Here is a 21,071-nt window from a genome sequence, read left to right as displayed (position 1 = left end):
CCGCTCATTCATCATTTCGAACGGTACTCTCCAGGATGCTCGCAACGACACTGCAAGGCTTCACCATCGGTCTGGCCATGATCATCCCCATCGGCGCCCAGAATGCCTTTGTGCTGAGTCGGGGCATCCATCGCAATCACCATCTGCTGACGGCCACGCTCTGCAGTTTCTGCGATCTCACCCTGATTGCTATCGGCGTATTTGGCGGGGCCAATGTGCTGGCCGCCAGCCCCTTCGGCATGGCGCTACTCACCTGGGGTGGCGTGCTGTTTCTCGGCTGGTTTGGTGGACGTTCCCTGCTCAGTGCCTGGCGCGGTAAAGGGGAGGGACTTGCCGATTCTGCTCAGCAGATGGGGGTCAAAAGCGTGCTGGCGATGACGCTGGGAGTTACGCTGCTCAATCCTCACGTCTATCTCGATACATTGATGCTGCTCGGCTCCCTTGGCAGTCAGGTGAGTGAGTCCCTGCGTCCGGCCTTTGCTGCAGGGGCCATGCTAGCCTCGCTGGTGTGGTTCTACTCGCTGGCGCTGGGGGCCGCGGCGCTGGCGCCCTGGTTGGCCCGCAGTCGGGTGCAGCAGGGGATCGATCTGCTGGTTGGCATCATCATGCTGAGCCTGGCTATTCAACTGGCCATAGCAGGTTGAGGAAGTTAAGGCGGCAGGAATGAGCGACCGGTAACAAAAAGATGCCACTCATATGAGTGGCATCTTTGCTATTGAAAGGGGTCAGACCCTGAACTGGGAGAGCAGGCGCTGCTGCAGCAGGCTGGCCTGATGGAGCGAGGAGGCGAGTTGCAGGCACTCCTGTGCCTCCTGTTCGCCGGTTCTGGCTTGCAGACTGATGCCGGAGACCTTGTCAGAGGAGTGGCTCAGGGTGTGTGACAGTTGCCCGGTAGCCACGGCCACCTGCTGTACCATGTCGGCCAGTTGGTCGATGGCGCCTTCCACCTTGAACAGGATCTGCTTGGTGTTCTCGGAGTCCTGCATGCCAGACTCCACCGTCTTGAGGTTGCGCTGCATCATCAGGTAGGCGGTCTCGGTCTGCTGCTGGATGCTGCTGATCACCTGGCTAATTTCGGCGCTCGATGTTGCGGTGCGATTGGCCAGGGTGCGCACCTCGTCCGCAACCACCGCAAAGCCACGCCCCATCTCCCCCGCGCGGGCCGCTTCGATGGCCGCATTGAGGGCCAGCAGGTTGGTCTGTTCCGAGATACCGCTGATGGTGGAAATAATCTGGCCAATCTGACCTGCCTGCTCCTTGAGGGAGTTGATGGCGATGGCACACTCGCTCACCTCCTGTACCACCCGTTGCATGCCCGCGCTGGCGGAGGCGACATACTGGCTGCTCTCGGTGGTCAGCTGGCGCACCTCATTGGCATTGTGGGCCGCCATGCTGCAGTTGTCCGAGATACCGGTGGCGACTTGTACCATCTGTTCACTGTCGTGGTGCAGGGCCAGCGCATGTTCGGCGGTCTGGCGGCTGCTTTGGCTGATTGCCTCCACCCGATTGACCGAGGTGTGAACGTGCTCGCTGATGTGTTGGTTGTTGTCCATGGTGGAGCTGATCATCTTCTGCAGTTTCTCGATGAAACGATCCACGCTGTTTGCCAGCGAGCCTATCTCGTCATCCCGTTGCAGGTTGATGCGGGCGTTGAGGTCTCCCTCGCCGGCGGCGATATCCTGCATTCGTTTGTCCACTTGCAGCAGCGGGGTTACCAGTTTGCGGGTCAGCCAGAAGCCGCAGAGGGTGACCATGATCAGGCTCAGCAGCAGGCCACCCAGCAGCAGGGTTCGGGTCTGGCTGATGATGCCGTTGAGCTGGGCCACCTGATCCTCGACGGTGGCATCGCCGCTCTCCTCGATGGCAACCAGCTGTTGTCGCAGCTCATCGGCACTGACCTCATAGACGGACTGCTGGGCCTGATAGCTGCCGAGCGCATCGACCCACTGTCCCATCAGTTGCTGATGCCGGGCCAACAGGGCGCGATACTCTGCCGACAGTGTCTTGCCGGCAAATTCGCCGGTTCCCTCGATATCGAACAGCCCGGTGCCGAGCATGCTGTCGACCGCTTCGTGGTAGAAATCGGTCGCCTCTTTCAGCTCGGCCTTGATCGCCTCTGTGACTCCTTGTCTGCGCATCTTCTCCAGCGCATAGAGCTGGCGCAAAAAGCCGATGTTGGACTCCATCCCCCCATCGGCCGCTTCCCAGCGGGTGGAGAGGCCGCTGTTCCAGCTAATGGTCTGGTCGGGGGATTGGGTCAGCGCCTCGACCGCGCCATCGCCAATCACCTCCAGCTGGGTTGAGAGGCGGGCCATCAGATCGGCGTTGTGATGCAGTGCCTGATCCACCTCGGTATAGGCGTGATAGAGCGCCAGCAGCTTCTCTTGTTGCTGTTGATAGTCCTGCTTGTGCTGTTCCATGGTGGCAAGGGCCGCACCATCAATGAGCTGCCCCTGGCTGACCCGGGCCAGCGCGTCATCGGTCGCCGCCTTGGCAGCATCGAGTTCGGCGCGATTGAGCGGGGTTCCGTTTTGCATCTTCTGAATCTGTAGCTGTTGGTTGCCCAGCTCTATGGAGCCCTCCATGGCACCGTCGGCGGTCTGCCAGGCGGCGCCCAGTACGTAGGAGAGCAGATTGGCTAGCCGCTGGCTGCCATACCAGCCAACGACCCCCATGCCCAGCGTACAGCCGAGCAATATGGCAAGACCCAGATTGGAGGTGGTAACAATTTTCATGTGATGGCCTTCCTTGGTATCGACATTGGCACCAGTTTCGGTTCCGAACGGGTTTAGTGTAGTGGTTTATCCCCCGCTCGGGGGCCGGTGCGGCGCTGAAACATCCCGTGCACTGGCTGCACCCGATCAAGCATGGTGGAAAATGGGATAAAAAGCCTCTCTGACTACGCGGGTGTTGCTGCCCTATGCTGGATACTTATCCAGTTATTCTTTATGCTATGAGCCAATTTACGAATAGTTGTATTGGTGAGGAGAGAGCCGTGATTGGTCGCTTGAGAGGCATTGTCATTGAAAAGCAGCCCCCCGAGGTCCTGCTGGAAGTGGGCGGGGTTGGCTATGAGGTACAGATGCCGATGAGCTGCTTCTATGATTTGCCGGAGATCGGCAAGGAAGCGACCATCCATACTCACTTCGTGGTGCGGGAAGATGCCCAGTTGCTCTATGGTTTCAACCACAAACAGGAGCGGGCACTGTTCCGCGAGCTGATCAAGACCAACGGAGTCGGCCCCAAGCTGGCGCTGGCTATTCTCTCCGGCATGACAGCTACCCAGTTTGTGCTGAGTGTCGAACGTGAAGAGATAAGCTCTTTGGTCAAACTGCCGGGAGTCGGCAAGAAGACCGCCGAGCGTCTGGTGGTGGAGATGAAGGATCGCCTCAAGGGGTGGGTCAGTCACGACCTCTTCTCCCCGGCCATGGTCACCTTGCCAGCCAGTGAGCCCGAATTGCGGGCACCTGATGTGACCGAAGAGGCGGCCAGTGCGCTGGTGGCCCTCGGTTACAAGCCGCAGCAGGCGAGTCAGATTGTCAGCAAGATCGCCAAAGAGGGGATGTCGGTGGAAGATATCATCCGTGAATCCCTGCGTAGCCTGGTATGAGGTAGTTGATGATTGAAGCAGACCGCCTCATTTCGGCCAGTGCCGCCCGTGAGGATGACATTATTGACCGGGCTATCCGCCCCAAGAAGCTGGCTGATTACACCGGTCAGGATACCGTCTGCGAGCAGATGGAGATCTTTATCGAAGCGGCCCGTCAGCGGGGTGAAGCGCTCGATCACCTGCTGATCTTCGGCCCGCCGGGTCTGGGCAAGACTACCCTCGCCAACATCGTCGCCAACGAGATGGGGGTTAATATCAAGACCACCTCCGGCCCGGTACTGGAGAAAGCAGGGGATCTGGCGGCGCTGCTCACCAACCTTGAACCGAACGATGTGCTGTTCATCGACGAGATCCATCGCCTCAGCCCGGTGGTGGAGGAGGTGCTCTATCCGGCGATGGAGGATTACCAGCTCGACATCATGATCGGGGAGGGACCCGCAGCTCGCTCCATCAAGCTGGATCTGCCTCCCTTTACCCTGATTGGCGCCACCACCCGGGCAGGTTCACTCACCAGCCCGCTGCGGGATCGCTTCGGTATCGTCCAGCGGCTGGAGTTCTACAACGTCAAGGACCTGACCGATATCGTCTCCCGCAGTGCCCGTTGTCTGGGGCTAGACATGACGGAAGATGGTGCCATTGAGGTCGCCCGTCGCTCTCGCGGCACGCCGCGGATTGCTAACCGTTTGTTAAGGCGGGTGCGCGACTTTGCCCAGGTGAAATCCGATGGCCGGATCGACGGCCCCATTGCTGCTCGTGCCATGGACATGCTGGATGTCGATAACGAAGGTTTTGACTTCATGGACCGCAAGTTATTGTTGGCTGTGATAGACAAGTTTATGGGGGGCCCGGTGGGTCTCGATAATCTGGCTGCCGCGATCGGGGAAGAGAAAGATACTATCGAAGATGTGCTGGAGCCTTATCTGATCCAGCAAGGGTATCTGCAACGTACACCCAGAGGACGGATTGCGACCACACGAGCCTACGCTCATTTCGGTCTTCAGCGACCAGATGAGAAGTAAAAACAGTCGTTTGAACATGAAACCGCCGTCAAAGGCGGTTTTTTGTTATCCGGGCAAAAAAAAAGCCCACGGCGGATGCGGTGGGCAAAGACAATTCAGGATGGATGTTCACAGACAGTGAGTGCGTCTGGACACAGACCGGAAAATAAACAGGTGAGCCGTCGCGAGCTCTCAGAGTCGGTTCAGTTGATAGAGCTGAACAAAGGAAAGCTTGTAGTAACGGATGGTTTTAGCAACAAACTTTTTCATCTTCGATTCCAATAGACAGGTTCAAATTGATGGTCGAATACGTACCGTGAACCCGGATTAACCGGCCTGTATCCAAGGGTATGCCCTCACTGCGAGGCGCATTGTAGGAGTTCGAATCGACCCCGGCAAACAAGAAAAATTGCACTCTTCAAATTAGTTTATCTAATGTCTCTGTTGATGAAATTGGTTCGCATGAGTATGCATTCTTTGCAATTTTAAATTGAGTTTTCGAATCAGATTGCCTGACTCGGATAACATGGAAAAAGGCGCGTCATTCACGCTTTTCAAATTAAACCGAGCAGCGGGATGTTAAATTCTTAAATTGATTTAAATCAATGTTTTACGCTTTATCGTGTTTTGTGATCTGGCTCGCGTCAATAATCGTGAAATAGATTAAAAATGCCTTTCAAAGCCATGTATGGCGGGTCCTTTTACATTGATTTCAATCAAATAAAGGTGATATAAAAACCCGGTCATCATGGGCGAGAATAAATTTAGGCTGATTGTTTTGGAATTGTTAAACATTAGCTTTATTTGTGTTCTCGTATTGCCTTGTTGTTAATGCCAGTGGTTACTGAACGCGTTTTGTTGTGACACGTCCCAATAAGGCTCATTCGCTAACCTCCAACGGAAGCTTTGTGCTTAAAACTTAAAATAGCCGTGCCAATAATCGGTGAGGAAACATCATGATTGCTGAGCATGTGGTAGACCTATCGCGGTTCCAGTTCGCTGCGACGGCCCTTTATCACTTTTTGTTTGTACCCCTGACGCTGGGAATGGCCTTTCTCCTGGCGATCATGGAATCCGTCTATGTGATGACCAACAACACCATCTACCGGGACATGACCAAATTCTGGGGTAAGTTGTTTGGTATCAACTTTGCCTTGGGGGTCACCACAGGTCTGGCCATGGAGTTCCAGTTCGGGACGAACTGGGCTTACTACTCCCATTATGTCGGCGATATCTTCGGGGCCCCGCTGGCTATCGAAGGGCTGATGGCCTTCTTCCTGGAGTCCACCTTCGTAGGTATGTTCTTCTTTGGTTGGGATCGTCTGAGCAAGCATCAGCATCTGGCTGCCACCTGGTTGATGGCGCTGGGTACCAACCTCTCCGCCCTCTGGATCCTGGTCGCCAACGGCTGGATGCAGAACCCGGTCGGTGCCGAGTTCAACTTCGAATCCATGCGGATGGAGATGATGAGCTTCGCTGACGTGGTGCTCAACCCGGTTGCTCAGGTCAAGTTCGTCCACACTGTGGCGGCTGGTTATACCTGTGGCGCCATGTTTGTGCTGGGTATCTCCTCCTACTACCTGCTGAAGAATCGTGATGTGGCGTTTGCCCGTCGCTCCTTCGCCATTGCCGCTGCGTTCGGTATGGCTTCCATCGTGTCCGTGCTGATCCTCGGTGACGAATCCGGTTACGAGACCGGTGAAGTGCAGAAGGTGAAATTGGCCGCTATAGAAGCCGAGTGGGAAACTGAACCTGCTCCGGCCGCCTTTACCCTGTTCGGTATTCCGAATCAGGAAGAGATGCGCACCGACTACGCCATCAAGATCCCCTATGCACTGGGCATTATCGCGACCCGTTCTCTGGACGGTCAGGTAACCGGTCTGAAGGATCTGAAGAGCGAGCACGAACTGCGCGTCCGCAACGGTATGACCGCTTACGACCTGCTGACCAAGCTGCAATCCGGTGACAAGTCTGACGAGACCCGCGCTCGTTTCGACGAAGTGAAGCAGGATCTGGGCTACGGTCTGCTGCTCAAGCGCTACACCAGCAACGTGACCGATGCTACCGACGAGCAGATCAAGGCCGCCGTGGATGACTCCATCCCGCAGGTACTGCCGCTGTTCTTCGCCTTCCGCATCATGGTTGCCGTCGGCATGCTGATGCTGGTGCTGATTGGTATGGCCTTCTATGACAGTGCCCGCCACCAGATCGGCAAGCGCAAGTGGCTGCTCAAGGGTCTGCTGTGGGGTATTCCGCTGCCGTGGATCGCTATCGAAGCTGGCTGGTTTGTTGCTGAATATGGTCGCCAACCGTGGACCATTGCAGAGGTGTTGCCGACTTCCCTCTCTGCATCCAATTTGCCTGCAGCCGAGATCTGGTTCTCTCTGATCGGTATCTGCCTGTTCTATACCGTACTTCTGGTTATCGAGATGTACCTGATGTTCAAGTATGCCCGTCTTGGCCCCAGCAGCCTGAAGACTGGCAAGTATCACTTTGAACAGATCAAGGCATAAGGAGAGCGACCATGTTTGATTACGAAACTCTGCGTGTCATCTGGTGGGCTCTGGTCGGCGTGTTGCTGATCGGTTTTGCCATCACTGACGGCTTCGACATGGGGGTAGGCGCACTGCTCCCGTTCGTCGGCAAGAAAGATGTCGAGCGCCGTGTGATGCTCAACACTATGGGGCCGCACTGGGAAGGAAACCAGGTTTGGCTGGTCACTGCCGGTGGCGCCTTGTTCGCCGCCTGGCCGATGGTGTACGCCGCGACCTTCTCCGGCTTCTACATCGCCATGATCCTGACGCTGATGGCGCTGTTCCTGCGTCCGGTCGGTTTCAAGTACCGCTCCCTGCGTGCTGATGCCAAATGGCGCAGCAACTGGGATTGGGCCTTGTTCGCCGGTAGCGCCGTACCGCCCATCGTCTTTGGTGTGGCCTTTGGCAACCTGCTGCAAGGCGTTCCGTTCGAGTTTAACCAGTTCATGATGTTGACCTATCACGGCAACTTCTTCGGCCTGCTTAACCCGTTCGGCATTCTGGCTGGTCTGGTGAGCCTGTTCATGCTGCTCACCCAGGGCGCAACCTGGTTGATGATGAAGACCGACGGTGAAGTGCTGGCGCGTTCCCGCACTGCCGCCATGATCTGCTCACTGCTGACCCTGGTGCTGTTTGCTGCCGCGGGTTGGTGGGTAAGCGGTATGGAAGGGTATGTCATCGTCAAGGCTGCCGCGACTGACGCAGTATCCAACCCGATGAACAAGGAAGTTGTCCTGCAGGCTGGTGCCTGGATGAACAACTACACCCTCTATCCGTGGATGGTGGCTGCCCCTGTACTGGGCCTGGCCATGAGCCTGCTGACTGCGCTGTTTGCCCGCATGAACATCGGCTGGCTGGCGTTTACCAGCTCCTCGCTGGCGATTGCCGGGGTCATCCTCACTGCCGGTTTCTCCATGTTCCCGTTCGTGATGCCCTCAAGCCTTGAGCCGTCACTGAGCCTGACCATGTGGGATGCTACCGCCTCTTTCAACACCTTGCAGGTGATGACTGTGGCTGCAGCGATCTTCGTACCGATTGTGCTGGGTTACACCATCTGGACTTACATCAAGATGTTTGGCCGGGTAACCAACAAGCACATCGAAGATAACCAACAATCTCTCTATTAAGAGGTGCGCTGACAATGTGGTATTTCACCTGGATCCTGGGACTGTTGCTGGCCTGTGCATTTGGCATCATCAATGCGCTGTGGCTGGAACACACCGAGAACATGGATCGTCAGATCGATGAAAACAAGTGATCGACTCGCCAGGCTGGCTGCTCCACTGGAGCGGCAGCCGTGGCAGGGGTTGATGTTACTCGCGGCGGCCTTGTTGGCCGTCGCTATTTTACAGGCCCCCAATCTGATCGCGGCCAACACCAGCGAGCATGGTCTCTGGCTTGCTCCCTGGCTGATGTGGGCCGTCTGTTGTGGCGTACTTAACGGGCTTGGCTTTCATCTGAAAAGCCTGCCCGGACGTGTGCTGTTCAACCCTTGGCTCGCCTGGCCCAGTTTGTTGTATGGCCTCTGGCTGACACATTCATATTTCCTTTCATAAAAAACGGGGGGAGGCAGGATTTCCCTGTCTCCCCCTGCTTCTTTCCTATTCAGCCCTGCGCTATGATAGCCCCCCATCTGACTGTCGAATGGATCACAGATTGTTATGGGGGAAGTCTTTGAGTTTCCGGTGCGTGTCTACTACGAAGACACCGACGCCGGGGGCATCGTCTACAACGCCAATTATCTCAAGTTTATGGAACGTGCTCGCACCGAGTTTCTTCGTGCCAAAGGGGTCGAACAGGACGTCTGGCTGCAGGAGGGATATGCCTTCGTGGTGAGCCGAACTGAGATCGATTTCCGCTCGGCGGCCCGTTTTAATGAACTATTGAATGTATTAACGCAAGTGATTGAAGTGAAACGCGCATCCCTGCGCTTTTCGCAGCAGATCCTGGCGGCTGATGGACGACTGATCACCCAGGCCATGGTACAGATAGCCTGTGTCAGTCATCCGCAAATGAAACCTGTAGCTATACCTGAAAAAATCAAGGGAGTGCTGTTAAGTGCACGCTGAAATTTCGTTTATTGGCCTGTTTTGGCAAGCCAGCCTGTTGGTAAAACTGGTCATGATGACCCTGATGAGCATGTCTATTGTCTCGTGGGCGCTGATTATCCAGCGTTCAAAGGCGATCAAGGCGGCCAATCTCGCATCGGAACAGTTTGAAGATCGCTTCTGGTCAGGGGTCGATCTCAATCGCCTCTATCAGGAGTCCTCTTCCCGCCGCGATGATATCGAAGGCATGGAAGATATCTTCTACTCCGGCTTCAAGGAGTATGCCCGCTTGCTCAAGGCCGGTGCCCGTGGTCAGGATGCGGTGATGGATGGTACCTACCGCGCCATGCGCGTCTCCCTCTCCCGCGCAGTGGATGATCTGGAATCCAATCTGCCGGTGCTGGCGACCATCGGCTCCATCAGCCCCTATATCGGTCTGTTCGGTACCGTATGGGGGATCATGAACGCCTTTATCGCCCTGGGTCAGGTTCAGCAGGCCACCCTGCAAATGGTGGCGCCGGGTATCGCGGAAGCGCTGATCGCCACCGCCATGGGTCTGTTTGCCGCTATCCCGGCGGTTATCTTCTACAACCGCTTCTCCAACAAGGTCGAGCGGCTGGAGAACGCCTACGCCAACTTCATGGACGAGTTCACTACCATTCTGAACCGTCAAATTGCACAGCAGCAGGGTGATCAGTAATGCAAACCTATCAGCGGATCCGGCGCAAGAAGGTGGCCGAGATCAACGTGGTTCCCTATATCGACGTCATGCTGGTGCTGCTTATCATCTTTATGGCGGTCACGCCGGTGATCACGCAAGGGGTCAAGGTGGATCTGCCACAGGCTGAGTCCGAGCAGTTGCCGGAAGATGCCAAGCCACCCTTCATCGTCAGCGTCAATACCGAAGGCGAGTATGTCATCAAGGCTGGCGAAGCCGATGACGAGCCGGTGCCAAGTGGCACGCCAGAGGCGATGCAGCAATACATCACCGAAAAAGCCATGGGCTATCTGGCGATCAACCAGAATGCCCCCGTGGTGGTCGCGGGTGACAAGGCCGTGCGCTACGAAGAGGTGATCCTGTTGATGGTGGCCCTCAAGAATGCGGGTGTGCCTCAGGTTGGCCTGATGACAGATCCGGTGAACTAACGGAGATGGATGTGAAGCGTGGTATTTCCGGTTATCTCATCGCGTCGTTTCTGCTGCACCTGATCATCGGCATCATCCTGTTTGTCGGGCTCGATTTCAGCAAACCGAAACGACCCGAATCGAAGGGGCAGATCGTCAATGCCGTCATGCTCGATGAGAACTTCCTCAACGAGCAGGCCAAGCAGATCCAGCAGCAGAAATCTCAGCCCAAGCCTCAAAAGGTAGAGAAAGAGAAGGATAAGGAAGACACGGATCTCGCCAAGCGCGAGCTGGCTCAGAAACAGGAGCAGCTTCGCATCGCCGAGACCAAGCGCAAGCAGGCCGAAGAGGCGACTCGCAAAGCCGAGGCCGAGAAGCAGAAGAAGGTTGCCGAGCAGAAGCAGGCGGAAGAGAAGGCCCAAAAAGCCGAGGAAGCCCGCAAGCTGGAAGAGCAGAAGGCCAAGAAGGCCGAAGCCGAGCGTAAAGCGGCGGAAGCCGAGAGCAAGGCGTTGGCGTTGAAGAAGAAAAAGGAACAAGAGAAGAAAGAGGCCGAAGAGAAGGCAAAGGCGGCAGAAGCCAAGGCCAAGAAAGCGGAAGCTGACAAGAAGGCCAAAGCCGAAGCCGAGAAGAAAGCCAAGGCAGAAGCAGAGAAAAAAGCCAAAGCCGAGGCCGAGAAGAAGGCCAAGGAAGAGGCTGAGAAAAAGGCAAAAGCTGACGCAGAGAAGAAAGCCAAGGCAGAGGCCGAAAAGCAGGCCAAGATCGCGGCTGAGCGCAAGCGTAAAGCCGCCGAGCAGGCCAAGCTGCAAAAGGAGATGGAAGAGATGATGCAGCAGCAGCTGTCGGCTGAGGCCAATGCTCGCAGTCAGGCGGCATCGGCAGCAGCCCAGGGCGAAGTCGACAAATATGCGGCGCTCATCAAGGCCACTGTTGAGCGGTATATGATTTTGGATCCCACCATGCGGGGCAAAACATGTACTATCGGCGTACGTCTTGCGAGCAGTGGCTTTGTCATATCGGTAGATAACGGCCAGGGTGACCCGGCGGTTTGTCGTTCCGGTAAGGCGGCTGTTCTGAAAGCCAATCAACTGCCTGTGCCCAAGGATCCTGCGGCATTCGAGATGTTGAAGGAATTTAACCTGAAGTTAGAACCTAGTATCTAAGCGTGATAAAACGAGGTTGCTTGCCTCCGGTTGGCAACCTCTCGCCGAGAAAGGAATTTAACCTCTCATCTATATTGGAACCGAGTATTTAAGCCATGATCAGAAAAGTATTTTTTGCTTTGGTTGGCTGTTTGTTGCTGGGCCAGAGTGCCCAGGCGGCCCTGGACATCGTCATCACCGGCGGTATTGATAGCGCACGCCCCATCGCTGTCGCCCCCTTCAAGTGGGAAGGTAACGGGCAGTTGCCGCAGGACATCGCGGAAGTGGTCTCCAACGACCTGATGCGCAGCGGCAAGTTCAAGCCGCTGGCCCGTGGCCAGATGCCGCAGACCCCGAGCAGCAGCAGCGAGATCAACTTCGCTCCCTGGGCCTCCCAAGGGGTTGAAGCCGTGGTGGTGGGTTCCATTTCGGCAGTCGGTGACGGCACCTACAAGGTCAACTTCGAGCTGGTCGATGTGCTGAAAGGCCAGCTGGCCAAGGCACAAGGTGGCGAGAGCAACGGTTACATCCTGGATAGCCGCATGGCGACCATCCCGGGTGCCCAGATGCGCCAGTTTGCCCACCGTATCTCCGACATCGTCTATGAGCGTCTGACTGGCGAGCGCGGTGCCTTCCTGACCCGTCTGGCTTACGTCTCCGTACAGCAGGGTACCCAGTTCCCGTACCAGCTGCGTATTTCTGACTACGACGGTTACAACGAGAAGACCCTGCTGCGCTCCCGCGAGCCCTTGATGTCTCCGGCCTGGTCGCCGGATGGCAGCAAGCTGGCTTATGTGAGCTTCGAGAACCAGAAGTCCGAAATCTATGTGCAGGATATCTACACCCAGCAGCGCAGCCTGATCACCAGTTTCCGCGGTATTAACGGGGCGCCGGAGTGGTCTCCGGATGGTCGTCGTCTGGCTATCGTTCTCTCCAAAGATGGTTCACCAAACCTCTATGTGGTTGATGTCGCTAGCAAGCAGCTGACCCGCGTCACAACCAGCCGTGTGATCGACACCGAACCCTCCTGGATGCCGGATGGGCAAAATTTGTTGTTCACCTCTGAACGTGGTGGCAAACCCCAGATTTATAGCGTAAATTTGGCGACTGGTATGACTCGCCGGATGACTTGGGAAGGTGAATCCAACCAGGGTGCATCCATCACTCCTGATGGCAAAATCATGGTGATGGTGACCCGTGTTCAGGGACAGTATCGTATTGCCCGTCAGGACATGGAAAACAATGCCCTGTTGGTCCTTACCCAGAGTGCTCTGGATGAGTCGCCAAGTGTGGCTCCCAATGGCAGCATGATCATTTATGCCACCATCTATCAGGGTCGTAAGAGTCTCGCGTTGGTGTCGACTGATGGTCGCTTCAAGGCTGTGCTTCCGACCAGTAGCGGTGAAATTCGTGCACCAGCTTGGTCGCCCTTCTTGAATTGATAAAAATCCAATTGTTTTTTGTTTTGTTATAAAGGTTTAAGGAAATAGCATGCAACTCAATAAACTGCTCAAGGGTTTGGCCATCGCACTGCCACTGTTCACCCTGGCCGCTTGTAGTTCTTCTTCTGATTCCGACGCCGCAGGCGCTGAATCAGGTATGACCGACGGCATGGGCGGTGTACAAACCGGCGGCGCCAACGGCATGTTGTCCCCGGAAGAGCAGATGCGTCAGAAGTTCGAAGCACTGCAGCGTGACAACGTAATCTACTTCCCGTTCGACGGTTACGATATCCAGGGTCAGTACGCTGATCTGCTGGATGCCCATGCCAGCTACCTGCGCGAGCGCCCGAGCGTTAAAGTCCTGATCGAAGGTCACGCCGATGAGCGCGGTACTCCGGAGTACAACATCGCCCTGGGCGAGCGTCGTGCCAAGGCTGTTGCCAAGTATCTGCAAACCCTGGGTGTGCAGGCCGAGCAGCTCTCTATCGTCAGCTATGGCGAAGAGAAGCCGCTGGACATGTCTCACACCGAGGATGCCTTTGCCAAAAACCGCCGCGCGGTTCTGGTTTACTAAGGTTTAAACCGAACGAAGTTCGTTTATATGCAAGCGGCCATTTCGATGGCCGTTTTATTTGCACTAAACGCCAAGGTTTGATCCGAATGAAATCTGTATATGCGAGCGACGATGGCGCTGGCCGTTTTATCTGTACTAAACGCTAAGGTTTGATCCGAATGAAATCTGTGTACAAGCAAGCTGTCGTTGCGCTGGCCGTAATGGTTGCTCTGAATGCGCAAGCTGCGGCACCGGTCAGCGATCTGGGTGGAGACTCGGGTGGTGGCGTTGTCCTTAGTGGCAACAACGGCGCCATCGTTCCCACCGGTAGCCTGGAAGATCGGGTTGCCCTGCTGGAGCGCACCCTCAATGCCCGTCTGCGACTGCAAGCTGAATTGCAGCAACAGGTCGACTCCCTGCAAGGGGAGGTCTCCGAGCTGCGTGGTCAGCTGGAGCAGCAGACCTACCAGATGGAACAGTCGCAAGAGCGCCAGCGTCAGCTCTACCAGGAGCTCGACAAGGTCGCCAGCAGCCAGCAGGCTGCTCCAGCCGCCCCGGCCCCTGCTGCTGCCACACCGGCTGCTGCTGCCAATTACTCAACCAATCAGGATGAGAATCAGGCTTACGACGCAGCGGTCAACATGGTGCTCAAAGAGAAGAACTATGACAAAGCCATTCCGGCTTTCCAGGGCTTCATCAAGCAGTACCCCAATTCGGGCTATGTTCCCAATGCACACTACTGGCTCGGCCAGTTGCTGTTCAACAAGGGTGACAGAGCCGGTGCCTCGGCCCAGTTTTCGACCGTGGCCAACAAATACAGCAAATCCCCCAAGCGAGCCGATGCGCTGCTGAAGCTGGGTATGCTGGCGCAGCTGGATGGCAAGAAGGCGGAAGCCAAATCCTTCTATGAGCAGGTGATCAAGGGCTATCCTGGCACAACGTCAGCCAAGCTTGCCGAGCAGAGCCAGGCCAAGCTGTAACATTGCTGTATGTCACTGTTTTCGTAACGCTACTGTAAAAACAGCCTGCATTTGTACGCACAGTGAGCAAACGGATTTAAATTACGAATTTTCTGTTGCACCGGAAATTTAAATCCGTAATATAGGCCGCCGTCAGAGCCGAAGCAGTAATGCAGTCGGAACTGGTCGTGGTGAGGGTCGTTAGCTCAGTCGGTAGAGCAGTTGACTTTTAATCAATTGGTCGCTGGTTCGAATCCAGCACGACCCACCATTTTCTCCACTCGGTGGAGACAGAATTCCCAGGTCGTTTAGCTCAGCTGGGAGAGCACCTCCCTTACAAGGAGGGGGTCACTGGTTCGATCCCAGTAACGACCACCAGTTTGTAAAAAAAATGATTTAGATGGGTCGTTAGCTCAGTCGGTAGAGCAGTTGACTTTTAATCAATTGGTCGCTGGTTCGAATCCAGCACGACCCACCATCATTTAAGAATCCCAGGTCGTTTAGCTCAGCTGGGAGAGCACCTCCCTTACAAGGAGGGGGTCACTGGTTCGATCCCAGTAACGACCACCAGTTTGTAAAAAATGATTTAGATGGGTCGTTAGCTCAGTCGGTAGAGCAGTTGACTTTTAATCAATTGGTCGCTGGTTCGAATCCAGCACGACCCACCATCATTTAAGAATCCCAGGTCGTTTAGCTCAGCTGGGAGAGCACCTCCCTTACAAGGAGGGGGTCACTGGTTCGATCCCAGTAACGACCACCAGTTTGTAAAAAAATGATTTAGATGGGTCGTTAGCTCAGTCGGTAGAGCAGTTGACTTTTAATCAATTGGTCGCTGGTTCGAATCCAGCACGACCCACCATCATTTCAGAATCCCAGGTCGTTTAGCTCAGCTGGGAGAGCACCTCCCTTACAAGGAGGGGGTCACTGGTTCGATCCCAGTAACGACCACCATATTTGCAGTAAAAAGTTTAAAAAAATGATTTAGATGGGTCGTTAGCTCAGTCGGTAGAGCAGTTGACTTTTAATCAATTGGTCGCTGGTTCGAATCCAGCACGACCCACCATCATTTCAGAATCCCAGGTCGTTTAGCTCAGCTGGGAGAGCACCTCCCTTACAAGGAGGGGGTCACTGGTTCGATCCCAGTAACGACCACCAGTTTGTAGAAAAAAATGACTTAGATGGGTCGTTAGCTCAGTCGGTAGAGCAGTTGACTTTTAATCAATTGGTCGCTGGTTCGAATCCAGCACGACCCACCATCATTTCAAGAATCCCAGGTCGTTTAGCTCAGCTGGGAGAGCACCTCCCTTACAAGGAGGGGGTCACTGGTTCGATCCCAGTAACGACCACCATATTCGCAAGCGAGGCTGAGATATCAGCTGCGATTGCAGAGAAAGTCCCCATTCAGATGGGGATTTTTTTTGCCCGCAATTCAGTACTCCAGCTTCTTCTGTTGCCGTTGTGGCGAGCCGAACGCCACCTCTTAATGTGCCACTCTGTCACTCCGATCCTTCTTCATCCCGCTCTTCCGAGATTGTTCGACGGCCACTGACTTCACTCCTGTCCATCGTGATGCTGTTCATATGAACGCCTGTAATACAGTAAATGCCAGCAATAAAAAGGGCAGGCCAAGGCCTGCCCACAAAGATGCGCAAGGTGCTACATGATCCCGCGGATCAGGATCCCGCTGATCAGCAGCGGCGCCACCACGCGCCAGCACCAGAGCAGCGCCAGACGCAGGGCGGGTGACAGGCCCGCAGGCAATATGGCATCACCCAATCGCCAGCCCAGCAGCAGGGTCAGTACCAGACCAAACAACGGCATCATCAGGTTGGAGGTCAGATAGTCGAGCAGCTCGAAGATGGTCTTGCCAAACAGGGTCAGATCACTCCAGGGGCCAAACGACAGGCTCACCGGAATGCCGGAGGCCATGATGAGCAGGGTCAGTACCCGGCAGGCGCCACGACGCGACCAACCCCACTCCTCGGTAGTGAAGCGCACCAGATGCTCCAGCATGGAGATGGAGGAGGAGAGAGCTGCGACCAGCAGCAACAGGAAGAAGACCACCCCCAGCCCCTGACCGAACGGCAGATGACTGAACACGGCAGGCATGGTCATAAAGGTGAGCCCTGGGCCTGCGGTGGGATCGATGCCGGTGGAGGCCAGCGCCGGGAAGATCATCAAGCCCGCCAGCACCGAGATAAGGCTTGCCAGTGTGACCACCCAGACCCCGGAGCGCAGCACCCCTTCGCTATTGGGCAGGTAGGCGCCATAGGTAGTGTGTACCCCGAGCCCGATGGAGAGGGAGAAGAAGGCCAGCCCCAGCGCGTCCAGCACGCTCTGGCCGGTCAGCATGGAGAAGTCCGGCAGCAGCAGCTGGCGCACACCCGCCATGGAGCCCGGCATGGAGAGACCAACCCCCACCAGCAGCAACATCATGATGAAGAGCGCGGGCATCATCCAGCGCAGTGCCCGCTCAACCCCTTTCTGAATACCCCCCTGCACGAACCACCAGGTCAGGCCTGCGAAGATCAGATGGGTCAGCACCGGCCACCAGGGGTTGCTGACATAGCCGTTGAACAGGGCGGTGAGGGCGCTCCCCTCGCTCAGGTTGAGCTTGCCAGCCATCGCCAGCGCGGCGTAACCCACGGTCCAGCCACCGACCACGCTGTAGAAGCTGTAGATAAAGAAGCCGCAGGCGATCCCCATATACCCCATCCAGCGCCAGTTCGGCCCCACCAGTTTGCGAAAGGCGCCGAGCACCCCGCGCTGGCTATGGCTGCCGAGCAGGGTTTCGCCGACCTGTACTGCTACTCCCAGGGTGAAGCTGAACAGCAGAAACACCAGCAGAAAGGCACCACCGCCATTGGTGGCGGTCACATAGGGAAACTTCCAGATGGCACCAAGGCCAATCGCTGTGCCTGCTGCGGCCAGCACATGACCGAGACGGGAAGACCACTGAACCTGGCTCATACAACCTCCGGGTAACACGACATCGAAGCAATACTCCTCTGTAGCAATAAACGACAGACCATAAAAAAGGCCGCCTGAGGCGACCTTTGCAATGAACATTCAGAAAAACTGTGCGTGCAAGGTCACCTCTCTTGCGAGCTAAAAAATCGACCAAACAGCACGAGGATGGCAGACATGAGGTGACAACCTGACCAATGAATGAGGAAACAGCCTAAACCACGGAAAGAATAATTGACACATAAAATCAAAAATTTTTTTGTGTGCCGCTGTCACCACTCTGGCTATACGTACAACTCAATGGGGGAAAACCTCGCCGGGCCGTATCTTTTCTACCTTGTGGCTATTTACTGGGCGATAATCGACGTAGCTTCTTCTGGAACTAGTGACCGCGACATGGCGCTGACGGGAACAACGATGAGACAGGATGTCGTATGAGATGGATGGTGCTGCCCTGGTTATTGATCAGCCTGAGTGTGTCGGCGCAGCCCGGATTAACCCTGCTGAGTCACGACTTACCCCCCTTTACCGAATACCGCGACGGCAAGCTCGACGGATTCGCTATTCGTTTGATTGATGAGGTGCAGGAGGAGCTTGGCACCCGCTATCCGGTGCGGATTTACCCGCTCAAACGGGCGCTGGCGCTGGCACGGGTCGAGCCCGGCTATGGACTGTTCGTGGTACAGCGGCTCCCGGAGCGGGAGTCCCATTTCAAATGGGTTGGCCCGCTCTTTATCAATCGGGTCTTTATCTATCAGGCGCCGGATAGTCGCCACCCGCTGACCTCGCTGGCGCAGCTGCGGGAGCTGCCCAGAGTGGGGGTCGTGCTGGGTAACGCCGATGATGTGCGGCTGACCCATGAGGGCTACACCAATCTGGTGCGCTACAAGACGGTTGGGGAGGCGATAGAGCGGCTGATGCTGGGCAAGATCGATGCCTTGCCGATGGCGGAGCTGGTAATGGAGGCCACCCTCGACAAGATGGGGTTATCCCGGCGCAGCATCGTCAGCAGTGGCGTGCTGCTTCATCAGGCCGGTCTCTATATCGTCTTCTCCAAGGGAACGGATGATGCCGAGATCACCCGCTGGCAGCATGCCCTGGAGGCCGTCAGAGCCGCCCAGGGGCGGGCCGATGAGCCCACCCGCGAAGAGTAACCGTCACACCAGACCGCGAATCAAGATCCCGCCGATCAGCAAGGGGGCAATCCAGCGCCAGCAGTTCATCAGCAAGTGATGCCAGTGGCTGGCAATCCCCTGCGGCAGCGCCTTGCGTCCCAGCTTCCAGCCCAGCAGCAGCGTCAGCATCAGGCCGAACAGCGGCATCATCAGGTTGGAGGTGACAAAGTCCAGCAGCTCGAAGATGGTTTTGCCAAACAGGGTTGCGTGTTGCAGCGGGCCAAACGACAGGCTGACCGGAACACCGCTAACCATGACGAATCCAGTGATGGCGCTGCAGGCTGTGCGGCGTGACCAACCCCAGGTCTCGCACAGGAAGCACTGCAAATGCTCCAGCAGAGAGATGGCGGAGGAGAGCGCCGCAAAGACCAGCAGGGCGAAGAAGATCACCTCAAGCACCTGACCGAAGGGCAGCAGCTGAAATACCGCCGGCATGGTCATAAAGGTGAGACCGGGGCCGGAGGCCGGGTCGATACCGGTCGAGGCCAGCACCGGGAAGATCATCAAACCCGCCAGCACTGCCACCATGCTGGCCAGCAGCACCACCCAGAGGCTGGAGCGACCAACCCCTTCGCTGGTCGGCAGATAGGCGCCGTAGGTGGTGTGGATGCCCAGACCGATGGAGAGGGAGAAGAAGGCCAGTCCCATGGCATCGAGCACGCCAGACATCCCCAGCTTGCTGAAGTCGGGCATCAGGAAGTGACGTACTCCCGCCATCGCATTGGGCAGGGTGAGGCCAAAGGCGACCAGCATCAGGATCATCAGGAACAGGGCCGGCATCATCCATCGCAAGGTGCGCTCCACCCCTTTCTGAATGCCTCCTTGCACCACCATCCAGGTGAGGGCGGCAAACAGCAGATGGGTGAGAATGGGCCAGACGTCGCCGCTGACATAGTCATTGAAGCGGGCGGTGAGGGCTGCTGCATCACCATGGTTGAGATCGCCGGAGATGGCCATGCCGGTATAACCCAGGGTCCAGCCGCCCACCACGCTGTAGAAGCAGTAGATGAGCAGGGTAGAGATCACCCCCATTACCCCAACCCAGCGCCACTGTTTGCCGAGCAGATCGGAGAAGGCACCGACTACCCCGCGGCGACTCATGCTGCCGAGCAGGGTCTCCCCCATCAGTACCGCAACCCCCAGGGTGAAGCTGAACAGCAGAAAGACCAGCAGGAAGGCGCCGCCGCCGTTGACGGCGGTGACATAGGGGAATTTCCAGATTGCGCCGATACCGACCGCGGAACCCGCTGCGGCGAGGATGTAGCCGAGTCGGGATGACCATTGGGACTGCTTCATAAGAACTCCAATCGAGCGCCCCTTGGCAGGGGCAGAATGGCGCTCATGTTACGGAGGTCACGGCGCAATCACTACGACGGTTATCGGGTATAAATGCGATTTATTGGTACGATTGGCTAATTTAATTCTGTTTTTTGCCCAATCCTGCCACCAAATCAAAACCGGAGCGAGATTGCTCCGGTTTTGTCTCTGACAACGGTTCGTCGGCGGACTAGATCACCCCGAGCTCCCGCAGCCGCTCCATCAGGTAGCTGTGGGCAGTATGGCGCTCGGAGAGCACCACATCCGGGCGCGGATGGAGGAACAGCGGCAGCGAGATGCGTGACTTGGCTGCGCTGCCACCGGTCGGGTTGATGACGCGGTGAGTGGTGGAGGGGTAGTAGCCGCGAGAGGCCTCCTGCAGCATGTCGCCGATATTGATGATGAGGGTGCCAAAGTCGCACGGCACGTCCATCCACTCGCCGTCGGAGCCCTTCACCTGCAGCCCTGGCTCGTTGGCGGCGGGCAGAATAGTGAGCAGGTTGATATCTTCGTGGGCGGCGGCGCGGATGGCGCCCGGCTCCTCGGTGCCATCGAACGGCGGATAGTGCAGCACCCGCAGCAGGGTCTTCTGGCTCTCTTCGATCATCGAGGAGAGCGGGCAGCTGTAGTGAGCGGCGATATCGGCCGGGGTATACTGCTCGACCCAGCCCAGCAGCTCGGCGGCCAGACCGTTGGCGAGACGGTAGTACTCCATCGCCTGCTCCTTCAGCTCTTGTGGCATCTGGCCCCAGGGGTAGATGTGGAAGTACTCCTTGATGTCTTTCTGGCTATGGCCCTTGGCCACCTCGGAGACCGACGGCGGGAAGTAGCCATCCTGTGTTTCGCGGTTGAACAGGAAATCCTGCTTCTGCTCGCTCATGAAGAAGCGATACCAGTTGTCGTAGATGGACTGCACCAGCTCTTTCGGAATGGGGTGGTTGGTCAACACGCCAAAGCCGGTGGTTCGCAGGGATTCGGTGAAGCGTTGGGCCGCATCGGGTGAGCGGTAATCGACGGTCAGGACTTTCATTGTTTTTGTTGCGCGCCAGTTAAAAGATGGCGCAGTTTACCTTGCACCTGATAACAAGGAAAGCGGGTTGGCTGCCCCGTCTGACGTGGTCGCGAATAGTGACAAAGACATCAAATAAACCGCGCCAGACCGCACGGGAGCGCATCCCTTGTTATGGCCTTTTATCCTCTCTAG

General features: G+C 56.5%; 19 protein-coding genes and 12 tRNA genes. 27 read left to right on the top strand and 4 right to left on the bottom strand.

Going from position 1 to position 21,071, the window contains the following annotated elements:
- Positions 1–35: 35 nt before the first annotated feature.
- Positions 36–644 (top strand): L-lysine exporter, encoded by a 609-nt coding sequence (lysE, locus tag ACTG2S_RS18920; protein ID WP_129503281.1) that lies wholly within the window; start codon positions 36–38, stop codon positions 642–644.
- Positions 645–725: 81 nt separating this feature from the next.
- On the opposite strand, the gene ACTG2S_RS18915 is transcribed toward lysE, so the two are convergent.
- Positions 726–2,735 (bottom strand): methyl-accepting chemotaxis protein, encoded by a 2,010-nt coding sequence (locus ACTG2S_RS18915; RefSeq protein ID WP_201904407.1) that lies wholly within the window; start codon positions 2,733–2,735, stop codon positions 726–728.
- 260 nt (positions 2,736–2,995) lie between these two features.
- Between ACTG2S_RS18915 and ruvA the strand changes: the two genes are divergently transcribed.
- The 25 genes from ruvA (at position 2,996) to ACTG2S_RS18790 (ending at position 15,757) form a co-directional block, all read left to right on the top strand.
- Positions 2,996–3,610, top strand: a complete 615-nt coding sequence (gene ruvA, locus ACTG2S_RS18910; RefSeq protein WP_005335746.1) for a Holliday junction branch migration protein RuvA — start codon at positions 2,996–2,998, stop codon at positions 3,608–3,610.
- Between the two features lie 8 nt (positions 3,611–3,618).
- Positions 3,619–4,629: a Holliday junction branch migration DNA helicase RuvB gene (ruvB, locus tag ACTG2S_RS18905; protein WP_005335744.1), complete on the top strand. Its 1,011-nt coding sequence runs from the start codon at positions 3,619–3,621 to the stop codon at positions 4,627–4,629.
- Positions 4,630–5,564: 935 nt separating this feature from the next.
- The gene (locus tag ACTG2S_RS18900) at positions 5,565–7,121 is read left to right on the top strand and encodes a cytochrome ubiquinol oxidase subunit I (RefSeq protein ID WP_005335743.1); all 1,557 of its coding nucleotides are present in this window, start codon (positions 5,565–5,567) and stop codon (positions 7,119–7,121) included.
- An 11-nt stretch (positions 7,122–7,132) separates the two neighbouring features.
- Positions 7,133–8,269: a cytochrome d ubiquinol oxidase subunit II gene (cydB, locus tag ACTG2S_RS18895; RefSeq protein WP_005335741.1), complete on the top strand. Its 1,137-nt coding sequence runs from the start codon at positions 7,133–7,135 to the stop codon at positions 8,267–8,269.
- Positions 8,270–8,283: 14 nt separating this feature from the next.
- Positions 8,284–8,400 (top strand): cytochrome bd-I oxidase subunit CydX, encoded by a 117-nt coding sequence (gene cydX / locus ACTG2S_RS18890; RefSeq protein WP_005304933.1) that lies wholly within the window; start codon positions 8,284–8,286, stop codon positions 8,398–8,400.
- Complete coding sequence (locus tag ACTG2S_RS18885; protein ID WP_041202810.1) at positions 8,387–8,698, top strand: cyd operon YbgE family protein; 312 nt, start codon at positions 8,387–8,389, stop codon at positions 8,696–8,698. Before cydX ends, ACTG2S_RS18885 begins: the two co-directional genes overlap by 14 nt.
- 105 nt (positions 8,699–8,803) lie before the next feature.
- Positions 8,804–9,211 (top strand): tol-pal system-associated acyl-CoA thioesterase, encoded by a 408-nt coding sequence (gene ybgC / locus ACTG2S_RS18880; protein WP_005335737.1) that lies wholly within the window; start codon positions 8,804–8,806, stop codon positions 9,209–9,211.
- A complete protein-coding gene (gene tolQ, locus ACTG2S_RS18875) occupies positions 9,201–9,890 on the top strand; it encodes a protein TolQ (protein WP_005335735.1) in 690 nt (229 codons plus the stop codon). The genes ybgC and tolQ overlap by 11 nt, the downstream gene beginning before the upstream one ends.
- Positions 9,890–10,336, top strand: a complete 447-nt coding sequence (gene tolR / locus ACTG2S_RS18870; RefSeq protein ID WP_005335733.1) for a protein TolR — start codon at positions 9,890–9,892, stop codon at positions 10,334–10,336. Before tolQ ends, tolR begins: the two co-directional genes overlap by 1 nt.
- 5 nt (positions 10,337–10,341) lie before the next feature.
- Positions 10,342–11,475, top strand: a complete 1,134-nt coding sequence (tolA, locus tag ACTG2S_RS18865; RefSeq protein WP_013723471.1) for a cell envelope integrity protein TolA — start codon at positions 10,342–10,344, stop codon at positions 11,473–11,475.
- Positions 11,476–11,570: 95 nt separating this feature from the next.
- The gene (gene tolB / locus ACTG2S_RS18860; protein WP_005335728.1) at positions 11,571–12,896 is read left to right on the top strand and encodes a Tol-Pal system beta propeller repeat protein TolB; all 1,326 of its coding nucleotides are present in this window, start codon (positions 11,571–11,573) and stop codon (positions 12,894–12,896) included.
- A 49-nt stretch (positions 12,897–12,945) separates the two neighbouring features.
- A complete protein-coding gene (gene pal, locus ACTG2S_RS18855) occupies positions 12,946–13,470 on the top strand; it encodes a peptidoglycan-associated lipoprotein Pal (protein ID WP_005304908.1) in 525 nt (174 codons plus the stop codon).
- Between the two features lie 158 nt (positions 13,471–13,628).
- On the top strand, positions 13,629–14,429 hold the full coding sequence (gene ybgF, locus ACTG2S_RS18850) for a tol-pal system protein YbgF (protein ID WP_201990065.1): 801 nt from the start codon (positions 13,629–13,631) through the stop codon (positions 14,427–14,429).
- 174 nt (positions 14,430–14,603) lie between these two features.
- Positions 14,604–14,679, top strand: a tRNA-Lys gene (locus ACTG2S_RS18845).
- Between the two features lie 31 nt (positions 14,680–14,710).
- Positions 14,711–14,786 (top strand) — tRNA-Val (locus ACTG2S_RS18840).
- Positions 14,787–14,810: 24 nt separating this feature from the next.
- Positions 14,811–14,886, top strand: a tRNA-Lys gene (locus tag ACTG2S_RS18835).
- Between the two features lie 16 nt (positions 14,887–14,902).
- A tRNA-Val gene (locus ACTG2S_RS18830) sits at positions 14,903–14,978 on the top strand.
- A 22-nt stretch (positions 14,979–15,000) separates the two neighbouring features.
- Positions 15,001–15,076, top strand: a tRNA-Lys gene (locus ACTG2S_RS18825).
- A 16-nt stretch (positions 15,077–15,092) separates the two neighbouring features.
- A tRNA-Val gene (locus ACTG2S_RS18820) sits at positions 15,093–15,168 on the top strand.
- A gap of 23 nt (positions 15,169–15,191) precedes the next feature.
- Positions 15,192–15,267: transfer RNA gene (locus ACTG2S_RS18815), tRNA-Lys, on the top strand.
- A gap of 16 nt (positions 15,268–15,283) precedes the next feature.
- Positions 15,284–15,359 (top strand) — tRNA-Val (locus tag ACTG2S_RS18810).
- Positions 15,360–15,395: 36 nt separating this feature from the next.
- A tRNA-Lys gene (locus ACTG2S_RS18805) sits at positions 15,396–15,471 on the top strand.
- A 16-nt stretch (positions 15,472–15,487) separates the two neighbouring features.
- Positions 15,488–15,563, top strand: a tRNA-Val gene (locus ACTG2S_RS18800).
- Positions 15,564–15,588: 25 nt separating this feature from the next.
- Positions 15,589–15,664, top strand: a tRNA-Lys gene (locus tag ACTG2S_RS18795).
- A gap of 17 nt (positions 15,665–15,681) precedes the next feature.
- Positions 15,682–15,757: transfer RNA gene (locus tag ACTG2S_RS18790), tRNA-Val, on the top strand.
- Positions 15,758–16,064: 307 nt separating this feature from the next.
- Here the strand turns inward: ACTG2S_RS18790 and ACTG2S_RS18785 are convergent.
- A complete protein-coding gene (locus tag ACTG2S_RS18785) occupies positions 16,065–17,378 on the bottom strand; it encodes a sodium-dependent transporter (RefSeq protein ID WP_058056587.1) in 1,314 nt (437 codons plus the stop codon).
- A 431-nt stretch (positions 17,379–17,809) separates the two neighbouring features.
- Here ACTG2S_RS18785 and ACTG2S_RS18780 point away from each other — a divergent pair, with 431 nt between their 5' ends.
- The gene (locus ACTG2S_RS18780) at positions 17,810–18,529 is read left to right on the top strand and encodes a substrate-binding periplasmic protein (RefSeq protein ID WP_167565460.1); all 720 of its coding nucleotides are present in this window, start codon (positions 17,810–17,812) and stop codon (positions 18,527–18,529) included.
- 3 nt (positions 18,530–18,532) lie between these two features.
- Here the strand turns inward: ACTG2S_RS18780 and ACTG2S_RS18775 are convergent, their stop codons facing one another.
- Together ACTG2S_RS18775 and ACTG2S_RS18770 are read right to left on the bottom strand one after the other, a co-directional pair.
- Positions 18,533–19,846: a sodium-dependent transporter gene (locus ACTG2S_RS18775; protein ID WP_069554891.1), complete on the bottom strand. Its 1,314-nt coding sequence runs from the start codon at positions 19,844–19,846 to the stop codon at positions 18,533–18,535.
- Between the two features lie 211 nt (positions 19,847–20,057).
- Positions 20,058–20,897 carry an isopenicillin N synthase family dioxygenase gene (locus ACTG2S_RS18770; protein ID WP_103250910.1) on the bottom strand — a complete coding sequence of 280 codons (840 nt, stop codon included), beginning with the start codon at positions 20,895–20,897 and terminating at the stop codon, positions 20,058–20,060.
- Positions 20,898–21,071: the final 174 nt, after the last annotated feature.

Source organism: Aeromonas sp. 82P (assembly GCF_051919365.1).
Classification (GTDB): Bacteria; Pseudomonadota; Gammaproteobacteria; order Enterobacterales; family Aeromonadaceae; genus Aeromonas; species Aeromonas veronii.
Note: the sequence above shows the minus strand (reverse complement) of the source record. Positions and strands in the feature narration are given on the sequence as shown.